The organism is Kitasatospora azatica KCTC 9699, from assembly GCF_000744785.1.
GTDB classification, from domain to species: Bacteria; Actinomycetota; Actinomycetes; order Streptomycetales; family Streptomycetaceae; genus Kitasatospora; species Kitasatospora azatica.
The window spans coordinates 5667029-5691239 of sequence record NZ_JQMO01000003.1 but is presented as its reverse complement, the minus strand read 5'-3'; the positions used below and the strand labels follow the sequence as shown (position 1 = coordinate 5691239).

At 71.6% G+C, this 24211-nt stretch carries 20 protein-coding genes; 5 read left to right on the top strand and 15 right to left on the bottom strand.

The window, feature by feature from the left end; translation table 11 throughout:
* The first annotated feature begins 2 nt into the window (after positions 1-2).
* Complete coding sequence (locus BR98_RS35700; protein WP_051970998.1) at positions 3-1235, top strand: transglycosylase family protein; 1233 nt, start codon at positions 3-5, stop codon at positions 1233-1235.
* A 78-nt stretch (positions 1236-1313) separates the two neighbouring features.
* Here BR98_RS35700 and BR98_RS35695 read toward each other — a convergent pair whose 3' ends face one another.
* The 6 genes from BR98_RS35695 to BR98_RS35670 form a co-directional block, all read right to left on the bottom strand.
* Positions 1314-1832 carry a permease gene (locus BR98_RS35695; protein ID WP_157538126.1) on the bottom strand — a complete coding sequence of 173 codons (519 nt, stop codon included), beginning with the start codon at positions 1830-1832 and terminating at the stop codon, positions 1314-1316.
* 112 nt (positions 1833-1944) lie between these two features.
* Positions 1945-2988, bottom strand: a complete 1044-nt coding sequence (locus tag BR98_RS35690; protein WP_035851606.1) for a LacI family DNA-binding transcriptional regulator — start codon at positions 2986-2988, stop codon at positions 1945-1947.
* Position 2989: 1 nt separating this feature from the next.
* Complete coding sequence (locus BR98_RS35685) at positions 2990-4690, bottom strand: glycoside hydrolase family 13 protein (protein WP_035851603.1); 1701 nt, start codon at positions 4688-4690, stop codon at positions 2990-2992.
* A 62-nt stretch (positions 4691-4752) separates the two neighbouring features.
* Positions 4753-5676, bottom strand: a complete 924-nt coding sequence (locus BR98_RS35680; protein ID WP_035851600.1) for a sugar ABC transporter permease — start codon at positions 5674-5676, stop codon at positions 4753-4755.
* A gap of 59 nt (positions 5677-5735) precedes the next feature.
* Positions 5736-6737: a carbohydrate ABC transporter permease gene (locus tag BR98_RS35675; RefSeq protein ID WP_035851598.1), complete on the bottom strand. Its 1002-nt coding sequence runs from the start codon at positions 6735-6737 to the stop codon at positions 5736-5738.
* A 97-nt stretch (positions 6738-6834) separates the two neighbouring features.
* Entirely contained in the window at positions 6835-8115 is a 1281-nt protein-coding gene (locus tag BR98_RS35670; protein WP_035851595.1) for an extracellular solute-binding protein, read from the bottom strand.
* 344 nt (positions 8116-8459) lie between these two features.
* Between BR98_RS35670 and BR98_RS35665 the strand changes: the two genes are divergently transcribed.
* On the top strand, positions 8460-9680 hold the full coding sequence (locus BR98_RS35665; RefSeq protein ID WP_035851591.1) for a homogentisate 1,2-dioxygenase: 1221 nt from the start codon (positions 8460-8462) through the stop codon (positions 9678-9680).
* Positions 9677-10882 carry a fumarylacetoacetase gene (fahA, locus tag BR98_RS35660; protein WP_035851588.1) on the top strand — a complete coding sequence of 402 codons (1206 nt, stop codon included), beginning with the start codon at positions 9677-9679 and terminating at the stop codon, positions 10880-10882. The genes BR98_RS35665 and fahA overlap by 4 nt, the downstream gene beginning before the upstream one ends.
* Positions 10883-10936: 54 nt before the next feature.
* Here fahA and BR98_RS35655 read toward each other — a convergent pair whose 3' ends face one another.
* A complete protein-coding gene (locus BR98_RS35655) occupies positions 10937-12691 on the bottom strand; it encodes an Ig domain-containing protein (RefSeq protein ID WP_035851585.1) in 1755 nt (584 codons plus the stop codon).
* A gap of 263 nt (positions 12692-12954) precedes the next feature.
* Between BR98_RS35655 and BR98_RS35650 the strand changes: the two genes are divergently transcribed.
* Positions 12955-13710, top strand: coding sequence for a G1 family glutamic endopeptidase (locus tag BR98_RS35650; protein ID WP_035851583.1), 756 nt, complete (start codon positions 12955-12957; stop codon positions 13708-13710).
* An 86-nt stretch (positions 13711-13796) separates the two neighbouring features.
* Here the strand turns inward: BR98_RS35650 and BR98_RS35645 are convergent, their stop codons facing one another.
* The 6 genes from BR98_RS35645 to BR98_RS35620 form a co-directional block, all read right to left on the bottom strand.
* Positions 13797-14378, bottom strand: a complete 582-nt coding sequence (locus BR98_RS35645; protein ID WP_035851581.1) for a GTP-binding protein — start codon at positions 14376-14378, stop codon at positions 13797-13799.
* Entirely contained in the window at positions 14378-14785 is a 408-nt protein-coding gene (locus tag BR98_RS35640; protein ID WP_407639525.1) for a DUF742 domain-containing protein, read from the bottom strand. The genes BR98_RS35645 and BR98_RS35640 overlap by 1 nt, the downstream gene beginning before the upstream one ends.
* Positions 14782-15189: a roadblock/LC7 domain-containing protein gene (locus BR98_RS35635; protein WP_035851579.1), complete on the bottom strand. Its 408-nt coding sequence runs from the start codon at positions 15187-15189 to the stop codon at positions 14782-14784. The genes BR98_RS35640 and BR98_RS35635 overlap by 4 nt, the downstream gene beginning before the upstream one ends.
* Positions 15186-17651, bottom strand: coding sequence for a sensor histidine kinase (locus BR98_RS35630; protein ID WP_232247858.1), 2466 nt, complete (start codon positions 17649-17651; stop codon positions 15186-15188). The genes BR98_RS35635 and BR98_RS35630 overlap by 4 nt, the downstream gene beginning before the upstream one ends.
* Before the next feature lie 71 nt (positions 17652-17722).
* Complete coding sequence (locus BR98_RS35625; protein WP_083977406.1) at positions 17723-18805, bottom strand: aldose epimerase family protein; 1083 nt, start codon at positions 18803-18805, stop codon at positions 17723-17725.
* Between the two features lie 28 nt (positions 18806-18833).
* Positions 18834-21797, bottom strand: coding sequence for a helix-turn-helix transcriptional regulator (locus BR98_RS35620; RefSeq protein ID WP_051970992.1), 2964 nt, complete (start codon positions 21795-21797; stop codon positions 18834-18836).
* Positions 21798-21996: 199 nt separating this feature from the next.
* Here BR98_RS35620 and exaC point away from each other — a divergent pair, with 199 nt between their 5' ends.
* Positions 21997-23502, top strand: a complete 1506-nt coding sequence (exaC, locus tag BR98_RS35615) for an acetaldehyde dehydrogenase ExaC (RefSeq protein ID WP_035851577.1) — start codon at positions 21997-21999, stop codon at positions 23500-23502.
* Here the strand turns inward: exaC and BR98_RS42210 are convergent.
* Both BR98_RS42210 and BR98_RS35610 read right to left on the bottom strand, forming a co-directional pair.
* The gene (locus tag BR98_RS42210; RefSeq protein WP_267886118.1) at positions 23499-23633 is read right to left on the bottom strand and encodes a hypothetical protein; all 135 of its coding nucleotides are present in this window, start codon (positions 23631-23633) and stop codon (positions 23499-23501) included. The two genes, exaC and BR98_RS42210, sit on opposite strands and share 4 nt — an antisense overlap.
* Positions 23634-23765: 132 nt before the next feature.
* Positions 23766-24179: a DUF6325 family protein gene (locus BR98_RS35610; protein WP_035851575.1), complete on the bottom strand. Its 414-nt coding sequence runs from the start codon at positions 24177-24179 to the stop codon at positions 23766-23768.
* Positions 24180-24211: the final 32 nt, after the last annotated feature.

Here is a 24211-nt window from a genome sequence, read left to right as displayed (position 1 = left end):
TCATGCTGCCCACCACTGCCACGGACCGCCCGTCCCGCACCGCCAAGCGCGTCATCGCCGCGACCGGCCTGATCGGCCTGGGCCTGACCCTGCCGTGCGTCACCGCCACCACCGCCTCCGCCGCGCCGGTCTCGGTGTGGGACAAGGTCGCCGCCTGCGAGAGCAGCGGCAACTGGTCGATCAACACCGGCAACGGCTTCTACGGCGGCCTGCAGTTCACCTCCTCCACCTGGGCGGCCTACGGCGGCACCCAGTACGCCCCGCGCGCCGACCTGGCCACCAAGGACCAGCAGATCGCGACCGCCGAGAAGGTGCTCGCCGACCAGGGCCCCGGCGCCTGGCCGGTCTGCTCCATCCAGGCGGGCCTGACCCGCGGTGGCGCGGCCCCGACCGTGGACACCAGCGCCGCGGCGAAGAGCCAGCCCGCGCAGACCCCGCAGCCCGCGCAGACCCCGAAGGCCGCGCAGACCCCGAAGGCCGACCAGGGCAGCGCCCAGAGCCACTCCGGCCACCGCGGCGCCTCCCAGGACGCCACCGCGGCCGCACCGCAGCCGACCACCACCACGGTCAACGAGAGCTACACCGTGGCCTCCGGTGACTGGCTGTCCAAGATCGCCCAGAACCACAACGTGGACGGCGGCTGGCAGAAGCTCTACGAGCTCAACAAGTCGGTCCTGACCCAGGGTCCGAACCTGATCTACCCGGGTCAGCACCTCACCCTGGGCACCAAGACCGTGGTCACCCCGGCCCCGGCCACCCAGAGCAGCGACAAGTCCTCGGACAACGACGCCGCCAGCGCCCCGGCCACCCCGGCCGTGCGCACCACCAGCGCCCAGACCACCACCGCCACCACCGCCAGCGCGCAGACCGCCACCGGCGCCTTCGCCAAGGCGATCACCTTCGCCGAGTCCCAGGTCGGCCAGGCCTACATCTGGGGCGGCACCGGTAACGGCGGCTGGGACTGCTCCGGCCTGACCCAGGCCGCGATGGCCAAGGCCGGCGTCTCCATCCCGCGCGTCGCCGCCGACCAGGCCGCCGCCAGCACCCGGGTCTCGCTGAGCAACGTTCAGCCCGGCGACCTGCTCTTCTGGTCGAACAACGGCAGCGCCTCCGGCGTCTACCACGTCGCCCTGTACATCGGTAACGGCAAGTACGTCGAGGCCGCCAACCCGAGCGCGGGCGTGAAGTACGAGACCATCGCCAACTACACCCCGGACTTCGCCGGCCGGGTCTGACCCCGCCGCAGGACCGATTGAAGGCCGCTCCCCGTACCCGGGGAGCGGCCTTCGGCCGTGAGCTGACGGGGCCTGAGTTCAGCGTGGCGCGGGCCCGGGTGCGCGGCGTCGGCGGGTGTACCGGAGCAGCGCGCCGAAGACCGCCGCTCCGATCAGCGCCCCGAGCAGCGAGGCGCCGCGGAACCAGGGGGCGTTGACGTCCATGGTGCGCTGCCCCGCGTGCGCGCCGCTGCCGTTGCCGACCACCACGCCGAGCGTCCACAGGTTCGGTGAGGCGATCACCAGGGCGCCGGTGATCCAGGCCGCGCGGACCTTCCAGGGCTGTCCCCGGCGCAGCCCGAACCAGAGCACCAGCAGCGGCAGCAGGGTGCAGGTGATGCCGGTCAGCAGGCCCAGCAGCAGGCCGCTGGAGAGTTTGCCGTCCACCGCGTCGCCGACCCGCTGGGACCACCAGCGCGGCACCGTCGCGGCGTACAGGAAGTCGAGGCCGACCAGCACGGCCAGGCCGATGCCGCCGAACAGCAGTCGGCGCCGGCGGTCCACTCGGACCGCCGGCGCCGGCTGCTTGGGCTCGTGCTGCTGGGATGTTTGCGCCATGCCCCGATGCTGGCACCGGGGCCGGCCGGGCGCCTGTCGACGCCGCCGCCCGGCGCAGCGGCCTCGGGGCCCGGCCGATCCGGCAGGATCGACCGGACAGGCCGGACAGGCCCTACCGCGCCCGGGCGCCGGTGGAGCCGCGCATCACCAGCTCGGGCTGGAACATGAACTCGGCGCGCTGGGCGGGCTCGCCGCCGACCTCCTCGAGCAGGGCGTCGACGGCGGCGGTGGCCATCGCCTCCACCGGCTGGCGGATGGTGGTCAGCGGCGGCTCGGTGAAGGCGATCAGCGGCGAGTCGTCGAAGCCGACCACCGAGACGTCGCCCGGCACGGTCAGACCGCGCTGGCGCACCGCGCGGATCGCGCCCAGCGCCATCATGTCGCTGCCGCAGACGATCGCGGTGCAGCCGCGGTCCAGCAGTACGCCGGCCGCCGAGTGCCCGCCCTCCACGCTGAACAGGGTGTGGTGCACCAGCTCCTCGGCCTGTTCGGCGCTGACCCCGAGCACCGACCGCATCGCGGCCGTGAAGCCCTCGATCTTGCGCAGCACCGGCACGTACCGGCGCTGGCCGACGGCCAGACCGATCCGCTCGTGGCCGAGTTCGGCCAGGTGCTGGACCGCCATCCACATCGCGGCCCGGTCGTCGGGCGAGATGAACGGTGCGGCGATCCGGTCGCTGTACCCGTTGATCAGCACGAACGGGACCTGGCGGCCGGTCAGCTTGGCGTACCGGTCGTGGTCGGCGGTGGAGTCGGCGTGCAGGCCGGAGACGAAGACGATCCCGGCCACGCCGCGCTCGACCAGCATCTCGACCAGTTCGTCCTCGGTGGAGCCGCCCGGGGTCTGGGTGCAGAGCACCGGGGTGTAGCCGTGCCGGCTGAGCACCTGCTCGATGACCTGGGCCAGCGCGGGGAAGATCGGGTTGCTCAGCTCCGGGGTGATCAGGCCGATCAGGCCCGCGCTGCGCTGGCGCAACCGGGTCGGCCGCTCGTAGCCGAGCACGTCGAGCGCGGCCAGCACCGTCTGACGGGTGGTCGCGGAGACGCCCGCCTTGCCGTTGAGGACGCGGCTGACGGTGGCCTCGCTGACCCCCGCCTGCGCCGCGATGTCCGAAAGTCGCGCCGTAGTCACGATCCCAGAGCCTATTGCAACCATCTCAGACCGCCCACCAGCTGGTGCTGTCAGCAGCGATCAAGCCCGGCACTGCGTCCACTGCGGAGCTCAGCAGCAGTCGGCCCGGATCGGCGAACTCCACGGCCGTGCCAGTGGTGTTGACGACGCAGACGAAGGAATCGCGGCGGAACGCGAGCACCCCGGGCGGGGTGTCCAGCCACTGGACGTCGGCACCCGCGCCGAGGTCCGGGTGCTGCTTGCGGATCGCCAGCGCGCCGCGGTAGAGCTCCAGGGTGGAGGTCGGGTCGCCGGTCTGCGCCTCGACGCTGAGCTCGGCCCACTCGGCGGGCTGCGGCAGCCAGCTGGGGCCGCCGGCCTGCGGGCCGAAGCCGTAGGGGGCCGCGGTGCCGGACCACGGGATCGGCACCCGGCAGCCGTCGCGGAAGCCGTCCTGGCCGCTGGCGCGGAAGAAGGACGGGTCCTGGCGGACCTCGTCGGGCAGGTCGGTGACGTCCGGCAGGCCGAGCTCCTCGCCCTGGTAGACGTAGGCCGAGCCGGGCAGCGCGAGCATCAGCAGGGTGGCGGCGCGGGCCCGGCGCAGGCCGAGCTCGCGGTCGCCGGGGGTGCGGATCTGGGTGCCGCCGGGCGGGTTGGCGAAGCGGGTGGCGTGCCGGGTGACGTCGTGGTTGGAGAGCACCCAGGTGGTGGGGGCGCCGACCGGGCGCATCGCGGCCAGCGAGGTGTCGATCACCGCGCGCAGCTCGGCGGCGTCCCAGGAGGTGCTCAGGTACTGGAAGTTGAAGGCCTGGTGCATCTCGTCGGGGCGCACGTAGTTGGCGGTGCGCTCGATGGTGGGGGTCCAGGCCTCGGCGACCGCGATCCGCTCGCCCGGGTACTCGTCGAGGATCTCGCGCCAGGCGCGGTAGATCTCGTGCACGCCGTCCTGGTCGAAGAACGGCATCACGTCGTTGCCGAGCAGGTGCAGTTGGTTGTGGGTGCCGAGGTCGGGCAGGCCGGGGGCCTTGACCAGGCCGTGCGCGACGTCGACCCGGAAGCCGTCGACGCCCATGTCCAGCCAGAACCGCAGGATCGAGCGGAACTCGTCGGCGACCGCCTTGCTCTCCCAGTTGAAGTCGGGCTGCTCGGGGGCGAACAGGTGCAGGTACCACTCCCCCGGGGTGCCGTCCGGGTTCTTCGAGCGGGTCCAGGCCGGGCCCCCGAAGATGGACTCCCAGTCGTTGGGGGGCAGTTCGCCGTCGGCACCCTGGCCGGGACGGAAGTGGTAGCGGCTGCGCAGCGGGGAGCCCGGGCCCTCGCGCAGCGCGCGCTGGAACCACTCGTGCTGGTCGGAGGAGTGGTTGGGGACCAGGTCGACGATGATCCGCAGGCCCAGCGCGTGGGCGTCGCGGATCAGCGCGTCGGCGTCCAGCAGGCTGCCGAACATCGGGTCCACGGCCCGGTAGTCGGCCACGTCGTAGCCGGCGTCGGCCTGCGGGGAGGCGTAGAACGGGGAGAGCCAGACCGCGTCCACACCGAGCTCGCGCAGGTAGGGCAGCCGGCTGCGGATGCCGGGCAGGTCGCCCATGCCGTCGCCGTTGGCGTCGGCGAAACTGCGCGGATACACCTGGTAGATGACCGCGTCCCGCCACCAGCCTCTGGGCTCGCCGGTCGCCTGGGTCTCGGCGGTGGCGAGGACGGGCCGGGAGGTGTCGGCCGCGCTCTGAGCAGTGGAAGCCTGGGTCATGGAAGGCAGATCCCTTGAGAACGAGGAGAAGACGTGGGGGAGGTACTGGATCTGACGGTACGTCAGGACTTTGCGGCGCCCGCGGTCAGGCCGGTCACCAGGTGCTTCTGGACCAGGTAGAAGAAGGCGGAGGCCGGCAGTGCGATCAGCACGGAGGTCGCGGCCATCAGGTTCCACTGGCTCTCGTACTGGCTGACGAAGGTGGTCAGGCCGACCGCGAGGGTGTACTTGCCGGAGCTGAGCAGGAAGGTGGAGGCGAACGGCACCTCGGCCCAGGCGGTCAGGAAGGTGTAGAAGGCGGCGACCGCCAGGCCCGGGCGGGCCAGCGGCAGGATCAGCCGCCAGAACGCGCCGAACGGGGAGAGCCCGTCGACCCGGCCGGCCTCGTCGATCTCCACCGGGATGGTGTCGAAGTAGCCCTTGAGCAGCCAGGCGCAGTACGGGACCACGGTGCTGGCGTAGACCAGGATCAGACCGCCGTAGCTGTCCAGCAGGCCGAGGTTGGCCATGATGTAGTACATCGGCACGATCAGCACGGCGATCGGGAACATCTGCGTGACCAGCAGCGACCACATCAGCGGGCGCAGGCCGGGGAAGCGCATCCGGGAGACCGCGTAGCCGGTGCTGGCGGCGATCAGCACGCCGACGATGCAGGTGCCGCCGGCCACCAGGATCGAGTTGAGGAACCAGGTCAGGAAGTCCGTCTGGCCCAGCACCTTGCCGAAGTTGGCGAGGGTCGCCTTGCCGAGGATCTGCCCGGGGTGCAGGTAGTCCATCTTGTCCGGGCCGAGCGAGATGAAGAAGATGTACAGCACGGGGAGGACCGCGATCAGGCTGGCCAGGACCAGCACGCCGTGCGAGAGCGCGGTGGCGGTTCGGCTGCTCTGACCGCGTCGGCGGACCCGGGCGGGTCGGGCGGCGATCGGCCGCTGCGCGCGCGGGGCGGTGCTGGTCCCCTGGGTGGGGAGGTCTGCGGTGGTGCTCATCGGGTGGCCTGCCTTCCGTTCCTGCGTGGGTCTCGTCGCTGCTGTCGTCCGGCCGGCCGTCAGATCGCGGCCTGGTCGTTGCGCTTGAGCCAGCGCTGGTAGAAGGCGGTGAAGACGATCAGGATGGAGAGCAGGATGATGCCGTAGGTGGCCGACTGCGCGTAGTCGCGCGGCTGCTGGCCGAACCCGAGGCGGTACGCCCAGGTCACCAGGATCTGCACGTCCGGTGCGTTCTGACCGAACAGCAGGAAGATGATGACGAACTGGTTGAAGGTCCAGATGATGCCGAGCAGGACCACCGTGCTGCTGACCGAGCGCAGGCCGGGCAGCGTCACGTGGCGGAACCGCTGCCAGGCGGTCGCGCCGTCCATCTCGGCCGCCTCGTAGAGCTCGGCGGGGATCGACTGCAGGCCGCCGAGCAGCGAGACCATCATGAACGGGACGCCGCACCAGGTGTTGACCAGGATCGCGGCGGCCTTCTGGGCCAGCGGGTCGGACAGCCAGCCGGGCTGGCCCAGGTGGAGCGAGCCGAGCACCGAGTTGACCAGGCCGCCGTCGGCCAGCATCAGGCGCCAGGAGAAGACGGTCACGAAGGTGGGCACGGCCCACGGCACGATGAGCATCATCCGGTAGAAGGTCCGCCCGCGCAGCTTCTGGTTGAGCAGCATCGCCAGGCCGAGGCCCAGGCTGTAGTGCAGGACGACGCAGAGCGCGGTCCACATCACGGTCCACCCGAAGTGCGACCAGAAGCGGTCGTACGAGCCGGGGCCGAACAGCACGTCCTGGTAGTTGTGCAGCCCGACGAACTTGAAGGTGTCGGGGATGTGGTTGACACCGACCGTGTGCCCGACGTTGAGGCTGGTCGCGTCGGTCAGCGTCAGGTAGATGCCCCGGCCCAGCGGGTAGGCCACCAGCAGCCCGAGCACGATGACCACGGGCGCGGCCATCGCGTAGGCGTACCAGTACTTGCTGTACGAGAGCTTCAGGCGCTGCACCGGGCCGGGGCGCGATCCGCGGTCGCGCCCGCCCTGGCCGGCCGTACCCTGCACGGCGACTGTCATTTCGACACCTTTTCGAGAAGTCCGCAGGCTCGGCTACGGCGACTGCTGGTGGTACGGCTGGGCCCGGCCCGCCCGAAGGCGGGCCGGGCGGCGGGGACTACTTGGCGAAGTCCGGGAGGAGCTTGGCGTAGTCGCCGGCGGTGGCGTCCAGGCCGGCCTGGATGCCCTCCTGGTTCTGCGCGATCTTGCCGAGGTTGGTGCCGAGCGAGGTGAACAGCGAGCTGTACTCGGGCAGTTCGGGGCGCGGCTGGGCGGCGGGCAGGATCGCCTGGAAACCGGCGATGCCCGGGTCGGCCTTGACGTCGGCGGTGAAGGCGTCGGAGCGGGTCGGCAGGGTGGAGTTCTTCTGCGCGATGAAGGACTCGCTCTCCGCCGAGGTCATGAAGGCGGCGAACTTCTCGGCGGCGGCCTGGTGGGCGGCGTCCGAGCCGGCGAAGACGGCGATGTTGTGGCCGCCGGTCGGGGCACCGGCCTTGCCGGAGGAACCGGCCGGGACGGCCGCGATGCCGAGGTTGGTCTTGTCGCTGAACGCGGAGCCCTTGTAGATGTTGGTGATCTCCCAGGGACCCTGGATGATCGCCGCCACCTTGCCGTTGTCGAAGGCGTCCATCATGTGCGCGTACGAGTCGGTGGTCACGTCGGCCTTGACCGTGCCGGGCGAGGTGAACAGCGACTGGTAGGTGCTGATCGCCTTGGCGGCCTGCGGCGAGTTGACGGTGATCTTCTTGCCCGCGGCGTCGACCATGTCGGTGCCCTCGCCGAAGAGCAGCGGCATCACGTAGTAGCCGTCGGCGGCGCGCATCCAGAAGCCGTCCACGCCGGCCTTGTCCTTGAGCGCGGCGGCGTCGGTCTTCAGCTCGTCCCAGGTGGTGGGGGCGGCGGTGATGCCGGCCTTGGCGAAGAGCGCCTTGTTGTACATCAGGCCCAGCGTGTCGGTGACCAGCGGGACGCCGTAGACCTTGCCCTGGTAGCTGGCCTGCTTGATCAGACTGGGCTGGAAGGCGGAGGCGCTGGGCAGCGCCGCGGTGCCGTCCAGCGGGGTCAGGTAGCCGGCCTTGGCGAACGCGGCGGTCCAGCCGACCTCGGAGCGGAACACGTCCGGGGCGCCCTTGCTGCCCATGGCGGTCTGCAGCTTGTTCTGCGCCTGGTCGAACGGCACGTTGACGAAGTTGACCTTGATGTTCGGGTTGGCGGCCTCGAACTTCTGGGCCAGCGCCTGGTAGTTCGGCGCCTCGTTGGTCGCGTTCGAAGTGTCCCAGTAGGTGATGGTCACCGGGCCGTCGGCCGACTTGGACGAACCGGAGCCGCTGCTGCCGCAAGCCGCAAGGGAAACCGCAAGGGCCGCAACGAGAGCGGAGGCCGCGATGCCACGCCGCATGAGAACTCCTAGGTAACAAAGGTGGGGGTGGGTGCCCGAGCTGGGGTGATGGGGGCGCATACTGGCCCCCCGACGCCGACCGCACCTGGCGTCGGTTTCGGGCTCGGGCAGGAACGTAACAGCGCCGCAAGCCCGGGTGAAAGTTCTTGCAGCAATTTTCTGCAAGAACCAGGGGATCGTTACATCGGCGTGTCCTGAGAGTTGCCTCCGCGCGTCTTGACCAGCCGGGCAGTCCTTGACACACGGGGGCGCGGGCCATGGGATTGGTCTGGGCCGCCCCCACCCCACGGGCGGACCTGCCCTGGCCGGCGCAGTCCAGGGCGTCAGTCGCTCAGGAGGCGCAGATGGCGTACTACCGCACCGTCGGCACGGTGCCGCCCAAGAGGCACACCCAGCACCGCAACGAGGCCGGTGGCCTGTACTACGAGGAGCTGATGGGCGAGGAGGGGTTCTTCTCCGACTCCTCGCTGCTCTACCACCGCGCCATCCCCTCCGCCCTGGTGGACAGCCGGATCTGGGCGCTGCCGGAGGGCAAGCCCGAGCCGAACCACCCGCTCAAGCCCTTCCACTTCAAGCTGCACGACCTGTTCCCGGGCGAGGAGTGGCGCCAGACCGACGCGGTGCGCGGCCGCCGGGTGGTGCTCGCCAACGCCGACGTGCGGATCGCGTACGTGGCCTGCGGCCAGGACTCGCCGCTCTACCGCAACGCCATAGGCGACGAGTGCGTCTACGTGGAGTCGGGCGAGGGCATCGTCGAGACGGTCTTCGGGACGCTGGAAGTCGGCCAGGGCGACTATGTGATCCTGCCGCGCGCCACCACCCACCGCTGGCTGCCCAGCGGCGAGCAGCCGCTGCGGCTGTACGCGATCGAGGCGAACAGCCACATCACCCCGGCCAGGCGCTACCTCTCCAAGTACGGGCAGCTGCTCGAGCACGCGCCGTTCTGCGAGCGGGACCTGCGCGGGCCGTCGGGGCCCCTCTTGGTCGAGGGCGGCGGAGACGTCGAGATCTATGTGAAGCACCGAGGGAACGGCTCGGCCGGCGTGGTGGGCACCGTCTTCGTGACCCCCACCCACCCGTTCGACGTGGTCGGCTGGGACGGCTGCCTCTACCCGTACGTCTTCAACATCAGCGACTACGAGCCGATCACCGGCCGGATCCACCAGCCGCCGCCGGCCCACCAGGTCTTCGAGGGCAACAACTTCGTGATCTGCAACTTCGTGCCGCGCAAGGTGGACTACCACCCGCTGTCGATCCCGGTGCCGTACTACCACTCCAACGTCGACAGCGACGAGGTGATGTTCTACTGCGGCGGGAACTACGAGGCCCGCAAGGGCTCCGGCATCGGCCAGGGCTCGGTCTCGCTGCACCCCGGCGGCCACACCCACGGCCCGCAGCCGGGCGCCTACGAGCGCTCGATCGGCGCCGAGTTCTTCGACGAGCTCGCGGTGATGGTGGACACCTTCCGCCCGCTGGAGGTCGCCGAGGGCGGCCGGGCGAGCGACGACGGCAAGTACGCGTGGAGTTGGAGCGGGCGCGGCCCGCAGGACGGTGTGACGAAGTGACCTTGCAGACCTGGGTACCGGTTCCCGAAGGCTCGGACTTCCCGGTGCAGAACCTGCCCTACGGGGTCTTCACCCCACCGCGCGCCCAGGGCGCCCGGGTGGGCGTGGCGATCGGCGAGCAGGTGCTCGACCTGTCGGCGATCTGGGCCGGCACCCCGCTCGGCGCGGACCTGGCCACCGGCTCGCTCAACCGCTTCCTGCGCCGCGGACCGGCCGAGTGGGCCTACGTCCGCGAGCGGGTCACCGCCCTGCTGACCACCGAGGACCAGCGGCGGCTGGTCGAGGCCAACCTGTACCCGATCGACCAGGTGACCCTGCACCTGCCGGTGGAGGTCGCCGACTACGTCGACTTCTACGCCTCCGAGCAGCACGCCACCAACCTGGGCCGGATGTTCCGCCCTGACGGCGCCGCGCTGCTGCCCAACTGGAAGCACCTGCCGGTGGGTTACCACGGCCGCTCGGGCACCGTGGTGGTCTCCGGCACCGACGTCGTCCGGCCCAACGGTCAGCGCAAGGGCCCGCAGGACCCGGCGCCGGTCTTCGGCCCCTCGGTGAAGCTGGACATCGAGGCGGAGCTCGGCTTCGTGGTCGGCGCCGGCTCGGCGATGGGCAGCGCGGTCGGGGTGGACGAGTTCGCCCAGCACGTCTTCGGCGCGGTGCTGCTCAACGACTGGAGCGCCCGCGACATCCAGGCCTGGGAGTACGTGCCGCTCGGCCCGTTCCTCGGCAAGTCCTTCGCCACCTCGATCTCCCCCTGGGTGGTGCCGCTGGCGGCACTGGAGGCGGCCCGGGTGGCGACACCGGTGCAGGACCCGGAGCCGCTGCCGTACCTGGTGGAGAAGGAGCCCTGGGGGCTGGACCTGCGGCTGCGGGTCGAGCTGAACGGCGCGGTGGTCTCCCGGCCGCCGTACGCCGGGATGTACTGGTCACCGGCCCAGATGCTGGCCCACACCACGGTCAACGGCGCCGCGCTGCGCACCGGCGACCTCTTCGGCTCCGGCACCATCTCCGGGCCCGAGGCCGACCAGCGCGGCTCGCTGATCGAGCTGACCTGGAACGGCCGCGACCCGATCGCGCTGCCGGACGGGACCACCCGCACCTTCCTGGAGGACGGCGACACGGTGACCATCACCGCCTCGGCGCCCGGCGCGGACGGTGTGCGGATCGGCTTCGGCGAGGTCAGCGGCACCGTCCGGGGCTGAGCGGGAAAGCGGTCCGCCCGCCCCGGGACGCGGGGCGGGCGGACCGACGGTGCGTCAGGAGACGTTGAGCGCGGTGTCGTCCAGCACGAACGAGGTCTGCTTGGTGTTGTCCTCGGCGCCGGTGAACTTCAGCGTGACGGTCTGGCCCGCGTAGGCCGCCAGGTTGAAGCTGCGCTGCTGGTAGCCGCCGGCCGCGTTCACGTTGGAGTAGGTGGCCAGGGTGGAGAGCACGCTGCCGGAGCTGTTCAGCACCTGGACCTTGAGCGTGTCGAAGACCGTGGTGGTGCTGGCCGCGCTGTCGATGTGCAGCCAGAAGCTGAAGTTGTAGTTCGCGCAGCCGCTCGGCAGGGTCACCGTCTGGGCCAGCGTGTCGGTGTTGGTGGTGCCGTAGCCGTCCAGCCAGGCGTCGTAGCTGCCGGAGTGGGCGGGCTCGCTGGAGCTGCTGTTGATGCTGCTGCTCCCGCTGGTGTTGGTCTCCACCCAGGAGGAGGAGTCACCGGTCTCGAAGCCGGGGTTGGCGAGCAGCTGGGCCGCCGTGCAGCCACCGCCACCGCTGCCGGTTATGGTCCAGGTGAAGCTGGCCGAGCCGGTCGGGCCGGTGGAGTCCTTGGCGGTGGCGGTCACCGAGTAGGTCCCGATGGTGGTCGGGGTGCCGCTGATCAGACCCGTCGAGGCGTTGATGCCCAGCCCGGCCGGCAGGCCGGTCGCCGACCAGGAGAGCGTGCCGCCCGCGGTGTCGGTGGCCGACAGCTGCAGGCTCGCCGCGCTGCCGACCGTGGTGCTGCGGCTGCCGGGGTTGCCGACGGTGACGCTGCCGGTCGTACCGCCGCCACCGCTGCCGGCCAGCCACTGGGTGGCGTTCAGGGCGAGCGCGGCGTCGGTGCCGGCCGGGTCGTCCCAGCCGTCGAAGAGGTTGTTGTTCGGCTGGCCGGTGCCGTCGTCGATGGTGGAGCTGTCGCCCCAGATCGCGACCTTGCCCTTGCCGAAGCTGCTGGTGGCGAAGAAGGCGCCGGTGTTCCCGCTGGAGCCGGTGCGGTAGACGATGCCCTTGACCGCGGGGTTGTCGGCCGGCTTGAGGGTGAAGGTGGTCCCGTTGCGCAGGATGCTGCCGGTGACCGTGCCGAACGGGCCGTTGAGCACCGGGTCGGCGGAGTCGCTGATCGCCCGCGGGTTGTCGGTGGTGATGTTGAGCAGGTCCACCGAGAAGCCGAACGGGTCGTTGCTGTTGACCGAGTTGGTGGTCATCAGGTCGTTGATGATGGCGGGCGAGTCCCAGCCGTCGTTGTTGCGGTCGCTCTGGGTGTGGTCGGAGATCAGGAAGAGGCCGCCGCCGTTCTGCACGAAGGTCATCACGGCGGTCTTCTCGGCGTCGCTCAGCCGGATGTTCGGCTCGGGCAGCACGAACTCGTCGAAGTTGGCCAGGTCCAGCGCGCCACCGGTGCCGTAGGTGATGGTGGAGCCGCTGGGCAGCGTCTTCAGGCTGTAGTTGCCGGTCTTCTGCAGGGCCACGCCCCAGGCCGAGATGGCGCCGGTCCAGGCGGTCTCCGACTGCGGGTTGGCGTTCTGCGCCAGCGGGTCGGGCTGGCTGGTGCTGATGATCCAGTCGGCGTTCCCGGCCGTCTCGGCCTTGCTGTTGTCGAACAGGACCCGGTGCTGGGCGGTGGCGGCGGGGGCCACCGCGACGGCCTGCGCGGCCGGGGCCTGCGCGGCGCCGGCCGGCTGGCCGACGGCCACCGCGGCCAGCGCCGCGAGCACCGCGGCGGCAGCGACGGCGGGCTTTCTGCGGGGGGCCGTGCGGGAGGTGATCATCCGTCAAACTCCTCGTGCCGTGGGGATCAGAGGGCAGAGCTACGCGCGTAGGCGGCTGCCGAAAAGCAGCATGGGGGTCGCCTGCGTCGTGTTCCACCAGCATCGGGCAACGAGACCTTGAACGGAACACGTCGAACTGATTCAGGCTCAGCCGTGCGGGTGAAGCGCGGACATTTTTCGCTCTCGTAACATCACCGGATCGTCGGACTGACTTAGCGTTGTCGGCACTCCGTCAATCCCTCGCCCCCACCAGGGAGTACTCCATGACCCGCCGGTACCTGGCGCTGGCCGCCGCCCTCACGGCCGTCCTCAGCAGCGCCTCCCCCGCTCTCGCCGTCACCGACGGCCCGCCGGCCGACGCGCCGATCATCCGCACCTCGCCCCACCTGGTCGGCCCGCACGGCGGCCTCACCGAGAGCACCAGCAGCAACTGGTCCGGCTACGCCGCCACCGGCACCAAGTTCACCAGTGTCAGCGCCAGTTGGATCCAGCCGACGGCCAACTGCACCGACGCCGACACCTGGTCCAGCTTCTGGGTCGGCCTGGACGGCGACGGCAGCAACTCGGTCGAGCAGACCGGCAGCGAGGTGGACTGCTCCGGCGGCTCGCCGCAGTACTACTCCTGGTACGAGATGTACCCGGCCTACCCGGTCAACTTCCGCGACCCGGTGGATCCCGGCGACCACTTCACCGCCTCGGTGGTGGCCGGCAGCCGCGGCTCCTTCACCCTGACCCTCTCCGACACCACCAAGGGCTGGAGCCACAACCTCAAGAGGACCCTGCGCAACGCGCAGTTGGCCTCGGCCGAGGTGATCGCCGAGGCCCCGTCCACGCTGTCCGGGCCGCTGCCGCTGACCGACTTCGGCACGGTGGAGTTCACCTCCGCCAAGGCCAACGGGCAGCCGATCGGCAGCTTCTCCCCCGACCGGATCGACATGGCCAGCCACGGGACCACGCTGGCCAGTACCTCGGCGCTGAGCGGGAACACCGACTTCTCGGTGGCCTGGAAGCACAGCTGATCCGGCTTCAGCTGATGGTCCTGCGCGGGAAGTCGGCCAGGTCGACTTCCCGCGCAGGCGCCTGACGTTGCTTCAGACGAGCGGCCTCAGACCAGCGCCGGCGCCATCAGGTGGTCGACCAGGGCGAGCAGGATGTCCCGGCCGAAGACCCGGGTGCGCACGTCCCCGATCAGCAGCGGGACCTGCGGGTCCAGGTCCAGCGCGGAGCGGACCTCGCCGGACGATCGGGTGTTGACGCCGTCGAAGCAGTTGATCGCGACCACGAACGGGATCCGCCGGCTCTCGAAGAAGTCGATCGAGGCGAAGCTGGCGTCCAGCCGCCGGGTGTCGGCGATCACCACTCCGCCGAGCGCGCCGTTCACCAGGTCGTTCCACATGAACCAGAAGCGCTCCTGGCCCGGCGTGCCGAACAGGTAGACCACCAGTTCGGGGCCGATGGTGATCCGGCCGAAGTCGAGCGCGACGGTGGTGGTGTCCTTGGCGTCCACCCCGTCCAGGAAGTCCACACCGATGCCGGCCCGGGTCAGGTACTCCTCGGTGCGCAGCGGGGTGACCTCGCTGACCGAGCCGACCAGGGTGGTCTTGCCGACACCGAAGCCGCCCGCGATCAGGATCTTGACGGCCGCCGGGGCGGTCCGGTCCGCCGCGGCGGTCAGGTCGTTCGTCATCACAGTCTCCGCAGTCCATCGCGTACGGCGGCCAGCAGGTCGAGGTCCACCCCGCCGGCCGCCCTGGCCACCGACAGCGGTGCCCGGGCGGTGAGCAGGCCCTGGGCGATCAGGTCGCCCAGCAGGATCTTGGTGACCGAGACCGGCAGGTTCAGGTCGGCCGCCAGCTCGGCGACGGCCGCGGGCCGGCGGCAGCGGTCCAGGATCAGCCGGTGCTCGGGCTGCAGTCGCCGGCCCGGCTGCTCGGCGGCCGGCTGAACCGTCGTCAGCACCGTGATCAGTGTCAGGTCGTCGCGCTCGGGCGCGGTCCGGCCCCGGGTGATGGTGTACGGGCGGACCATGGTCTCGGCGCCGTCCTCGTCCGGATCGTCCTGCGCCGCGCCGGCCTCGCTCCAGTGGCCGGTCACCCGGCGGTGCCCCGGACCGGGGTGCCCAGCTTCTGCCCGACCTGCTGCACCAGGGTGTGCATGGCCACCGACATCAGCTCGGCGTCCACCTCCTGGGAGGCGATCACCGCGAGGTGGGTGCCCTGCCCGGCGGCGGTGATGAACAGCCACAGCTCGGCCAGCTCGACGATCACCTGCTGCACCGCGCCGCCCCCGAACAGGGTGCCGACGCCACGGGCCAGGCTCTGCTGGCCGGTGGCGACCGCCGCCAGCCGCTCGGCGTCGGCCCGGTCGATGCCCCGGGACTGGCTGACCACCAGACCGTCGTCGGAGAGCAGCACGGCGTGTCTGGTGCCGGCCACCGAGTCGACCAGCCCGTCCAGCAACCAGTCCAGGTCCTGAAGGGTGGCGGTGGTGCGCGTCATGTCCGGTCCTCGGTCGTGGGGATGGGGGTGAGCTCGGTGGTCTCGTCACCGAGGCGGGCCGCGCGGGAGCGGCGCTGGAAGGCGCCGATGGTGGCGCCGGCGCGGGAGCGGGTCTCGTCAGTGGCCTCGCCGGTGTCTGGCGCCGGCTCGGACTCGGGCTCGGACTCGGGGGTGCGCAGCTCGGTGACCAGGCTGGCCTGGCGGATGCGCTGCGGCAGCGGGGGTTCGACGGCCCCGGCGGTGCGCTCGTGGTCGCCGCCGGGCGGGGTCGGCTGCGCCCAGGACGCTCGCGGGGTGGGCAGCTGCTCCGCCGGCGTTCCTCCCGAGGGCAGTTCGGCCAGGGCCCGGCCGCGGATCCGGGACGGCAGTTCCGCCCGCTCGACGGTCACCGAGACCGGCCCGGCCGAGGCCGGGGCAGCCGAGACCGGGGCAGCCAGGGCCGGTGGATCCGTGACCAGCTCGGCCGGGATCAGCAGCACCGCCCGGGTGCCGCCGAAGGCCGAGGGGCGGAACTCCACCCGCAGCCCCAGCGTGTCGGCGAGCCGGGCGACCACGTACAGGCCGAGCCGGACGTCGTCCGCCTGGGCCAGCACGTCCATCCGGGGCGGTCGGCGCATCAGCTCGTTGGCCGCCTCGTACTGGGCCGGCTCCATGCCGAGGCCGCGGTCCTCGATCTCCACCGCGAGCCCGCGCCCGACCAGCGCGGCGCGCACCTCCACCGGGGTGGGCGGCTTGGAGAAGGCGGCGGCGTTCTCCATCAGCTCGGCGATCACGTGCACCACCGGGCCGACCGCCCGCTCGGAGAGCCACGGGCTGCCCTCGACGTCGAGCAGGATCCGCCGGTAGTCCTGCACCTCGCCCTGGGCGGCGCGCAGCACGTCCAGTAGCGGGACCGGCTTGCGCCAGCGCCGCTGCGGCTGGCCGCCGGCCAGGATGACCAGGTTCTCCTCGTAGCGGCGCAAGCGCGCGGTCAGGTGGTCGAGGTCGAAGAGGCCTTCCAGCACCTCCGGGTCCTCGTGCTTGCGCTCCATCTCGTCCAGGGTGCGCAGCTGACGGCCGATCAGCAGCTGGGTGCGGCGGGCGATGCGCTGCAGCAGCTTCTCGAAGCCGCGGTGCTGCTCGGCCTGCCGGACGGCGGCGTTGACGGCGCTGGCGCGGGCCGACTCGAGGGCCTGGCCGAGGCGGGTCAGCTCGTCGCCCTCGGGCGACTGGGGATCGGCGTCGCCGACCCCACCCACGGCCGGCAGCCGGCCGCCGGCCGCTGCCAGGTCCACCCGCTCGCCGCTGGCCAGCCGCTCGACCAGCTCGGGCAGGGTCTGCTGGAGCTCGGCGGCCTGGCCGTGCAGGTCCAGGATCCGGCGGCGCAGCGAGCGGGTCAGCCGCCAGCTGGTGATGATCACGGCGACCACCGCGATCAGGCCGATCACGCTGGTCAGCACGACCTTGAGGACCAGGCTGTGCAGGGCGTCCTGCTCGGTGGCGACCACCTGCGCGTTGCGGGTCTGCACCAGGGCGACCAGCTGCGGGGTGACCAGCTCCATCGCCTGGTGCCACTGGCTCTGGTAGGGCGGCAGTTGCACCATGGCGTCGGCGTTGGCGGTGGCCGGGCGCAGCAGCGCCTGCTCGATGCCCGCCTTGGACTGCCAGCCGGCGCTGTCGATCAACCGCTGGGCGGCGGCCGCGTCCTGGGCGGGCAGGTAGGGCTGGATCTGCACGGTGTAGAGGAAGGACTGGGCGTTGATGGCCTGCTGCACGGTCTGCAGGTCGGCGAGCGACAGCTTGCCGGTCGGCCAGCCGCGGGCCAGCACCGCGTCCTCGCGGGAGACCATCTCGAGGCCCCAGTACTCCGCCAGCAGGGTGCGCGAGAGGTAGCCGACCTCGCCGTCGTCCATGTGGCCGAGCGCGGTGAACAGCTGCAGGTCGACGGTGATCAGCTCGGTGTAGAAGCCGAAGGTGGTCTGCTGGTCGGCCAGGCCCTGGTCCACCGCCGCGCGGCGCTGCGGGAGTTGGGTCGTCGCCTGACGGGTCTTGCGGACCGCGTCGAGCACCTCCTGCGGCGCGTGCTCGGCCGGCACGGCGGACAGGCCCATGAAGGTGCGCACGGCCTCGTCGGTCTGTCGGCGCTGGCGCTGCAGCGCGTCGGTGATGCTGCCGGGATGGGCCAACTGCTCGGCGCTGAGCCGGCGTTCTTCCTGCAGGTTGTAGTACACGATGGTGGACGGTTGGCCGGCCTTCTGGGCCAGCAGTTCCTGGGCCGCCTGCCGTCGGAAGTCGGCCAGGGTCTGCCCGGTGGTGACGCCCCAGAGCACGGCGAGCGCCAGGCTGGGGACCACCGCCAGGACCAGCAGCGCGGTCCGCAGGCTCAGCCGCGCGCGGCCCGCCGTCGAGGTACTGCTCTGCTGGGAGGCTCTACGCGCGCGCAGGGCGTTCTCCTCGGGACGGACGGCTGGCTGGGGCGGCACGCCGTCTGTGGTACGAGCTTTGACGGAGTGATACTAGTCATACCGCGTGTCCGAGGAGTAAACCCCGGGCACTACCAGGAAAAACGAAGCACCGTGGTCGAACGGAATTCCTGGTCGGGGCGGAGTTCGGTGCTCGGGTAGCCCGGGTGGTGCGGCGAGTCCGGGTGGTGCTGGGTCTCCAACGCGACACCCGCGTACGGGCCGTAGGGCACGCCCGCCGCGCCGGTGACCGCGCCGGCGAAGGAGTTGGCGGTGTACACCTGCACGCCCGGCTCGGTGGTGAGCACCTCCAGGGTGCGCCCGGAGACCGGGTCCTCCAGCAGCGCGGCCCGCACCGGCGGCCCGTCCTGCGCGCGCGGACGCAGCACCCAGTTGTGGTCGTAGCCGCCCGGACCGACCAGCTGCGGGTGCTCCTCGTGGATCTGCTTGCCGATCGGGGTGGCGCTGGTGAAGTCGAACGGCGTACCGGCCACCGGCTCGTACGGGCCGTACGGGATCTGCCGCTCGTCGGTCGGGGTGTACTCGTCGGCGTCCACCGTGAGCAGGTGGCCCAGGATGTCGCCGCGGCCCTCGCCGGCCAGGTTGAAGTAGGCGTGGTTGGTCAGGTTGAGCACGGTCGGGTGGGTGGTCACGGCGCGGTACTCGATGGCCAGTTCACCGCGCGGGTCGAGCAGGTAGCTGACCCAGACGTCCAGCGCGCCCGGGAAGCCCTGGTCGCCGTCCGGGCTGTGCAGGTGCAGCCGAACGCCCGCCCGCTCGCCGTCCACCACCTGCTCCGCCGACCACATCCGGTCGGCGAAGCCGTCCGAACCGCCGTGCAGGGTGACCCCGTGTCCGGTCGGGGCCAGCCGGTGCTCCTCCCCGTCAAGGGTGATCCGGCTGTCCGCGATCCGGTTGGCGTACCGGCCCACGGTGGCGCCGTAGTGCCGGGCCGGGCCGAGGATCGCGGACAGCTCGTCGCTGCTGAGCAGCACCTGGGCGACGGCGCCGGTGCGGTCGGGCACCCGGACTGTGTGCAGGGTCGCGCCCAGGCTGAGGACCGAGACCTCGATCGGGCCGCCGCTCATGGTCCAGCGCTCGATCGCCGCGCCGGCCCCGCCGTGCTCCAGCGGGGCGTGCGTGACCTGCACGGGGTGCGGCTGCTGGGTCGTCATGGCTCCTCCTCCTGGGACTGTGCTCAGCCTAGGTGTTGTCAGGTCGCTTGCCCTGCAGGCCGAGCGCGGCGGCCAGCCCCTCGCGGTCGCTGCCGGTCTTGCGGTGGACGGCGGCGAGCCGGCGGTTGACCAGGCTCAACGGGACGTCCAGGTGCTCGGCGATGTCCACCGGGGACAGACCCGCCACGGCCAGCTCGGCGACCTGCCACTCGGCCCGGCTGAGCGTGTCCCTGCTGGTGCTGCGCAGCCGGTTGGGCCGCAGTCCGGAGGCCTTGAGCTCGCCGCGGGCCCGGGCCACCAGCCCGTCGGCGTTGCACTCCACCGCCAGCTCCATGCCCTGGTGCAGCTGCTCGGTGGCCTCCAGCAGGCGGCCCGCCTTGCGCAGCGCGGCGCCCAGTTCGACCAGCGCGTAGGCGTGTTCGTAGCCGGCCGGGGAGCGGCCCAGGTAGCGGACCGCCTCGGTGAGCAGCTCCACCGCCGGCTGGCCCTCGACCACGGCGGCGCTCATCCGCAGCGCGGTGCCGATCGCCGAACCGACTCCCAGCGCCCGGGCCCGGCTCAGGGACTCGGCGGCGAGCTCGCGGGCCCTGGCCGGGTCCTCGGGCAGCAGCGCCTGCGCGAGGTGGCCGGCCCAGGGAGCCCAGATGGTGTTGTGCCAGCCGCGGTCGGCGAGCTTGTGCCCGACGCCCTGCAGCACCTCGGCGGCGGCCTCCCGGTCGTGCTGGGCCAACAGCAGCTTTCCGTAGAGCGTCGCGGCGTCCGGCAGGACCATCGCGCCGGGGTGGTAGGGCGGCGCGAAACCGTAGTCGTCGGCCAGCTTCCACGCCTCGTCGATCCGGCCGCGGGCCAGCAGGGTGTCGGCCAGCACGCCGACCGCGTCCCACTGCAGCGGCAGGCTGGGGCCGAGCCGCCGGGCGATCCGCAGCGCCTCGCGCAGGAACTCCTCGGCAGCCGCGAGTTCGCCTCGGCGGAACCGCACCAGGCCCATCAGGAAGTAGGCGAAGCCGAGGTGGCCGCCGTGCCAACCGGCCAGGTCGAAGGCCACGATCACCTCGTCGAAGAGCTTCTCGGCGCGCTCCAGGCGGTCGGTGTACACATAGGTCAGGCCGATGATGGCGGGCAGTTCCAAGCCCCAGGTGGTGCTGGTCCAGCACAGTCCCTCGGGCAGCCGCCCGTCGTCCAGCGCGGAGTCGACCAGGGCCAGCGCCTCGGCGGAGCTGCCGCCCTGCAGGGTGAGGTCCCAGGCCCGCAGCGCCCTGGCCGCCCGGGCGCTGAGGTCGTCGCCGGTCAGCTCGGCGCTGAACCGGGCCAGCCGGGCCGAGCGGCCCGGACCGTCCTCCTCCTCGGCCTGGAAGGCCGCCCAGATGAAGTGCGCCACCTCCAGGCGGGTCCGACCGGGGCCCGGCTGGGTGCGCTCGGCCTCCGCCAGGGTGACCTGGGCGGCCTCCACCAGTTGTCCGCTGTGCCCGAGCACCTCGGACAGCCGGAAGGTCGCGTCCACCCGCAGCTCGCTGCTCAGGCCGGGCAGTTCGAGCGCCCGGCGCAGCTGGTTGACGGTGGCGATCGGGTCGGTGAGCAGCGTGGCGCAGGCCAGTTCGTAGATCACCTCGGCCCGGTCCTCGTCCTCCGGCGGCTCGGCCAGGGCCCGGTCCAGGCAGCGCACGGCGGCGTCCGGGGCGCCGACCGCCAGGTGCTCGCGGGCCGCCCGGCGCAGCTTGACCACCACCTCGGGGTCGCCCTCCGGATGGGTCTCCAGCAGGTGCCGGGAGGACTCGACCAGCGGGCGGCCCGCGTTCTCCAGCTCGACGGCGGCCTTGCCGTGCATCGCGGTGCGGATGCCGGTCCGGATGGACTGGTAGAGCGAGGTGGCCAGCAGCGGGTGCTCGAACTCCAACGGGCCGTCGGCCGGGCCGGTCAGCACCTTCTTCTGGCGCAGCTCGGCGATCGCCTCGACGGCGGCAGCGGGGCTCATCCCGGCGATCCGGGTGGCCACCCGGGGCAGGATCTCGGTGTCGAGCATCGCCGCGGCCTGGGCGAAGTTGAGCGTGCTGACGGTGAGTTTGTTGTGCCAGTAGGCGCGGTCCATGCCCTGCGCCTCGGCGGCCAGGTCGTGCAGCAGCGGGACGTTCTCGTGGATCGGCTCGATCCCGCTGTCGCGCACCTTGCCGAGCAGCGCGTTGACCAGGAACGGGTTGCCGTCGGTGACCGCCCAGACCTGGCGGTTGAAGGAGTCCTGGGCGCTCTCCGGGAAGACCGCCCGGACCAGCTTCTCGGTGGCGGTCGGGGTGAGGCCCTGGAACTCCAGGTGCCGGTGCGAGTTGCCGGCCACCAGCGAACGGAAACTCTGGGCCTGCTCGGGCAGTTCGTTGGTGCGCCAGGCGATCGCCAGCAGCACCGGCAGCTCCGGGCAGCGCACCGCGAGCGACTCGACCCAGCCCAGCGACTCCTGGTCGGCCCACTGCAGGTCGTCCACCAGCATCACCAGTGGGGCCTTGACCCGGGCGAGTTGGGTCATCACGTAGTCCAGGCCGAGCCGCACACTGGCCGGGTCGAGCTCCTCGGCGCCGGGGACCACCAACCCGAGGGCCGGGCCGGCGATGTCGCGCCACGGGCCGAGCACCTCCTGCTGCTGATCGGGGCTCAGACTCAGCAGCTCGCCCAGCAGCAACTGGCGCAGCAGGTGGAAGGGTTCCTTGCCGCGCAGCTCGCCGGCCCGGCCGTTGAGCACGGTCAGGCCTTGACGTCCGGCGATCGCCCGGACCTGCTGCAGCATGGTGGTCTTGCCCATGCCGGCCTTGCCGCTGTAGAGCAGCAGTGAGCCGAGCTCGATGCCGCCGGCCGCGTACTGGCGGCAGAGCGTGTCGATCGCCTGCTCCGCCTGCCTGATCGCGTTCTCGCGCTCGTACAGGAGGTGCTGCGACTGCTCCTGGTCCTCCGGCCGGCCGGCCTCCTGCTGCCCGCCGTGCGTCAGCTCGCTCCTCTGCTCGGTCACCCTCGGTCCCTCCGCCTCGCCACTGCGTGATCCTCCCGAGGCTATCGCCGTCAGCGTCACTTGGCTGCCGCTTCGCGCAGGTCGGTCAAGAGTTGACGAGTGATCGGATCGGCACTCACCGTAGCCGATTCCCCGGACGGCGGCTAGGGTGCCGGGTGCACGTCAAACCCTCAGTCATCGCACGCCGAGGAGACCGGACTTGACGATCCACCAGCCACCCACCTGCTTCAAGTCCCGCTACCAGAACTGGATCGGCGGCACCTGGGTGCCGCCGGTGCGCGGCCAGTACTTCGAGAACCGGACCCCGGTGACCGGCCAGGTCTTCTGCGAGGTGCCGCGCTCCACCGCCGAGGACATCGAACTGGCGCTGGACGCGGCGCACGCGGCCGCTCCCGCCTGGGGCCGCACCGCCGCCGCCGAGCGGGCCCAGCTGCTGAACCGGATAGCCGACCGGGTGGAGGCCAACCTGGAGCTCCTCGCGGTCGCCGAGAGCTGGGACAACGGCAAGCCGGTGCGCGAGACGCTGGGCGCCGACCTGCCGTTGGCCATCGACCACCTGCGCTACTTCGCCGGTGCGATCCGCGCCCAGGAGGGCACGCTCTCGCAGATCGACGAGGACACCGTCGCCTACCACTTCCACGAGCCGCTGGGCGTGGTCGGCCAGATCATCCCGTGGAACTTCCCGATCCTGATGGCGGTCTGGAAGCTCGCCCCGGCGCTGGCGGCCGGCAACGCGGTGGTGCTCAAGCCGGCCGAGCAGACCCCCGCCTCGGTGCTGGTGCTGATCGAGCTGATCGCCGACCTGCTGCCGGCCGGCGTGGTCAACGTGGTCAACGGCTACGGCGAGGAGGCCGGCCGGCCGCTGGCCTCCAGCGACCGGGTCCGCAAGATCGCCTTCACCGGGGAGACCGCCACCGGGCGGCTGATCCTGCAGTACGCGAGCGACAACCTGATCCCGGTCACCCTGGAACTCGGCGGCAAGAGCCCCAACCTGTTCTTCGCCGACGTGGCGGACCAGAAGGACGAGTTCTACGACAAGGCGCTCGAGGGCTTCGCGATGTTCGCCCTCAACCAGGGCGAGGTCTGCACCTGCCCCAGCCGGGCGCTGATCCAGGCCTCGGTCTACGACCGCCTGCTGGCCGACGGCCTGGACCGGGTGCGGGCGATCAAGCAGGGCAACCCGCTGGACACCGAGACCATGGTCGGCGCGCAGGTCAGCACCGAGCAGCTGACGAAGATCCTCTCCTACATCGAGATCGGCCAGGCCGAGGGCGCCAAGCTGCTGACCGGCGGTGAGCGGGTGGACCTGGGCGGCGAGCTGTCCGGCGGGTACTACGTGGCGCCCACGGTCTTCGAGGGCGAGAACCGGATGCGGATCTTCCAGGAGGAGATCTTCGGCCCGGTGCTCGCGGTGACCCCGTTCGAGGACTTCGCCCAGGGCGTCGCGCTGGCCAACGACACGGTCTACGGCCTGGGCGCGGGTGTCTGGAGCCGGGACGGCAGCACCGCCTACCGGGCGGGCCGGGCGATCGAGGCGGGGCGGGTCTGGACCAACTCGTACCACCTCTACCCCGCGCACGCGGCCTTCGGCGGCTTCAAGAACTCCGGCATCGGGCGGGAGAACCACAAGATGATGCTGGAGCACTACCAGCAGACCAAGAACCTGCTGGTCAGCTACTCACCGCAGGCGCTGGGCTTCTTCTAGCCGGTCGGTCCGGTGCGGGGGACGCCCTCCCCCGCACCGGGCTGACATCCCGTCAGGCCGGTCAGGCCCGCGCGACGGACCGCACTGCGCCCCGCCAGGTAGGCCACGCCGCCGACCATCAGGTCTCGCACCAGCGGGGCACCCGTCGGGCGCACCCGGCCGACCGCCCGGATCGGCCGCAGAAGGCGCAGCGGACGCAGCGGATGTTCTGGACTCGAGGGGCGCAACGGACCCGCCGGATGCAACGGACGCACCACCGGCCCTCACCTCCCGGCCGCGGCGCGCACGGCCTCTTCGATGTGCTCCGGCGGGATCCGCACACCGGTGGCGATCCGTCCGCCGACCGCGCGCAGCGCCTCCGCCGCCTCCTGTGCCCAGACGTGCTCGATCAGCACCAGCAGCGCCACCGTGCCGGGTGCCAGCAGTTCGGCGGTCTCCTGCGCGTCCTCCGGGCCGATCAGCGGCAGTTCGTCAGTACCGTCCCCGACGATGCCGCGCAGGTGCTCGAAGTCGGCGAGTTCGCCGTAGGTGGTCTCACCGTCCGCGGCGTGGGTGACCACCAGCGAGTCGATCACCCGGATGTCGCCGGCCGTGCGCAGCTTCACCAGCGCCTGGGCGGCCTCGGCCGTGATGGTCTCCTGCGGGAAGGTCAGAACGAGCAGTTCGGCCGGCCCCATGCAGGACTCCTTTCGCCGTACAAGTGTCCCTT

Excerpts from the sequence above, each read along its gene's own strand:
- BR98_RS35650 (WP_035851583.1), top strand. The coding sequence starts at position 12,955 with ATGACCCGCCGGTACCTGGCGCTGGCCGCCGCCCTCACGGCCGTCCTC.
- BR98_RS35680 (WP_035851600.1), bottom strand. The coding sequence starts at position 5,676 with ATGAGCACCACCGCAGACCTCCCCACCCAGGGGACCAGCACCGCCCCG.
- BR98_RS35690 (WP_035851606.1), bottom strand. The coding sequence starts at position 2,988 with ATGGTTGCAATAGGCTCTGGGATCGTGACTACGGCGCGACTTTCGGAC.
- BR98_RS35655 (WP_035851585.1), bottom strand. The coding sequence starts at position 12,691 with ATGATCACCTCCCGCACGGCCCCCCGCAGAAAGCCCGCCGTCGCTGCC.
- BR98_RS35610 (WP_035851575.1), bottom strand. The coding sequence starts at position 24,179 with ATGGGGCCGGCCGAACTGCTCGTTCTGACCTTCCCGCAGGAGACCATC.
- BR98_RS35665 (WP_035851591.1), top strand. The coding sequence starts at position 8,460 with ATGGCGTACTACCGCACCGTCGGCACGGTGCCGCCCAAGAGGCACACC.
- BR98_RS35695 (WP_157538126.1), bottom strand. The coding sequence starts at position 1,832 with ATGGCGCAAACATCCCAGCAGCACGAGCCCAAGCAGCCGGCGCCGGCG.
- BR98_RS35670 (WP_035851595.1), bottom strand. The coding sequence starts at position 8,115 with ATGCGGCGTGGCATCGCGGCCTCCGCTCTCGTTGCGGCCCTTGCGGTT.
- BR98_RS35700 (WP_051970998.1), top strand. The coding sequence starts at position 3 with ATGCTGCCCACCACTGCCACGGACCGCCCGTCCCGCACCGCCAAGCGC.
- BR98_RS35685 (WP_035851603.1), bottom strand. The coding sequence starts at position 4,690 with ATGACCCAGGCTTCCACTGCTCAGAGCGCGGCCGACACCTCCCGGCCC.
- BR98_RS35645 (WP_035851581.1), bottom strand. The coding sequence starts at position 14,378 with ATGACGAACGACCTGACCGCCGCGGCGGACCGGACCGCCCCGGCGGCC.
- BR98_RS35635 (WP_035851579.1), bottom strand. The coding sequence starts at position 15,189 with ATGACGCGCACCACCGCCACCCTTCAGGACCTGGACTGGTTGCTGGAC.
- BR98_RS35625 (WP_083977406.1), bottom strand. The coding sequence starts at position 18,805 with ATGACGACCCAGCAGCCGCACCCCGTGCAGGTCACGCACGCCCCGCTG.
- BR98_RS35675 (WP_035851598.1), bottom strand. The coding sequence starts at position 6,737 with ATGACAGTCGCCGTGCAGGGTACGGCCGGCCAGGGCGGGCGCGACCGC.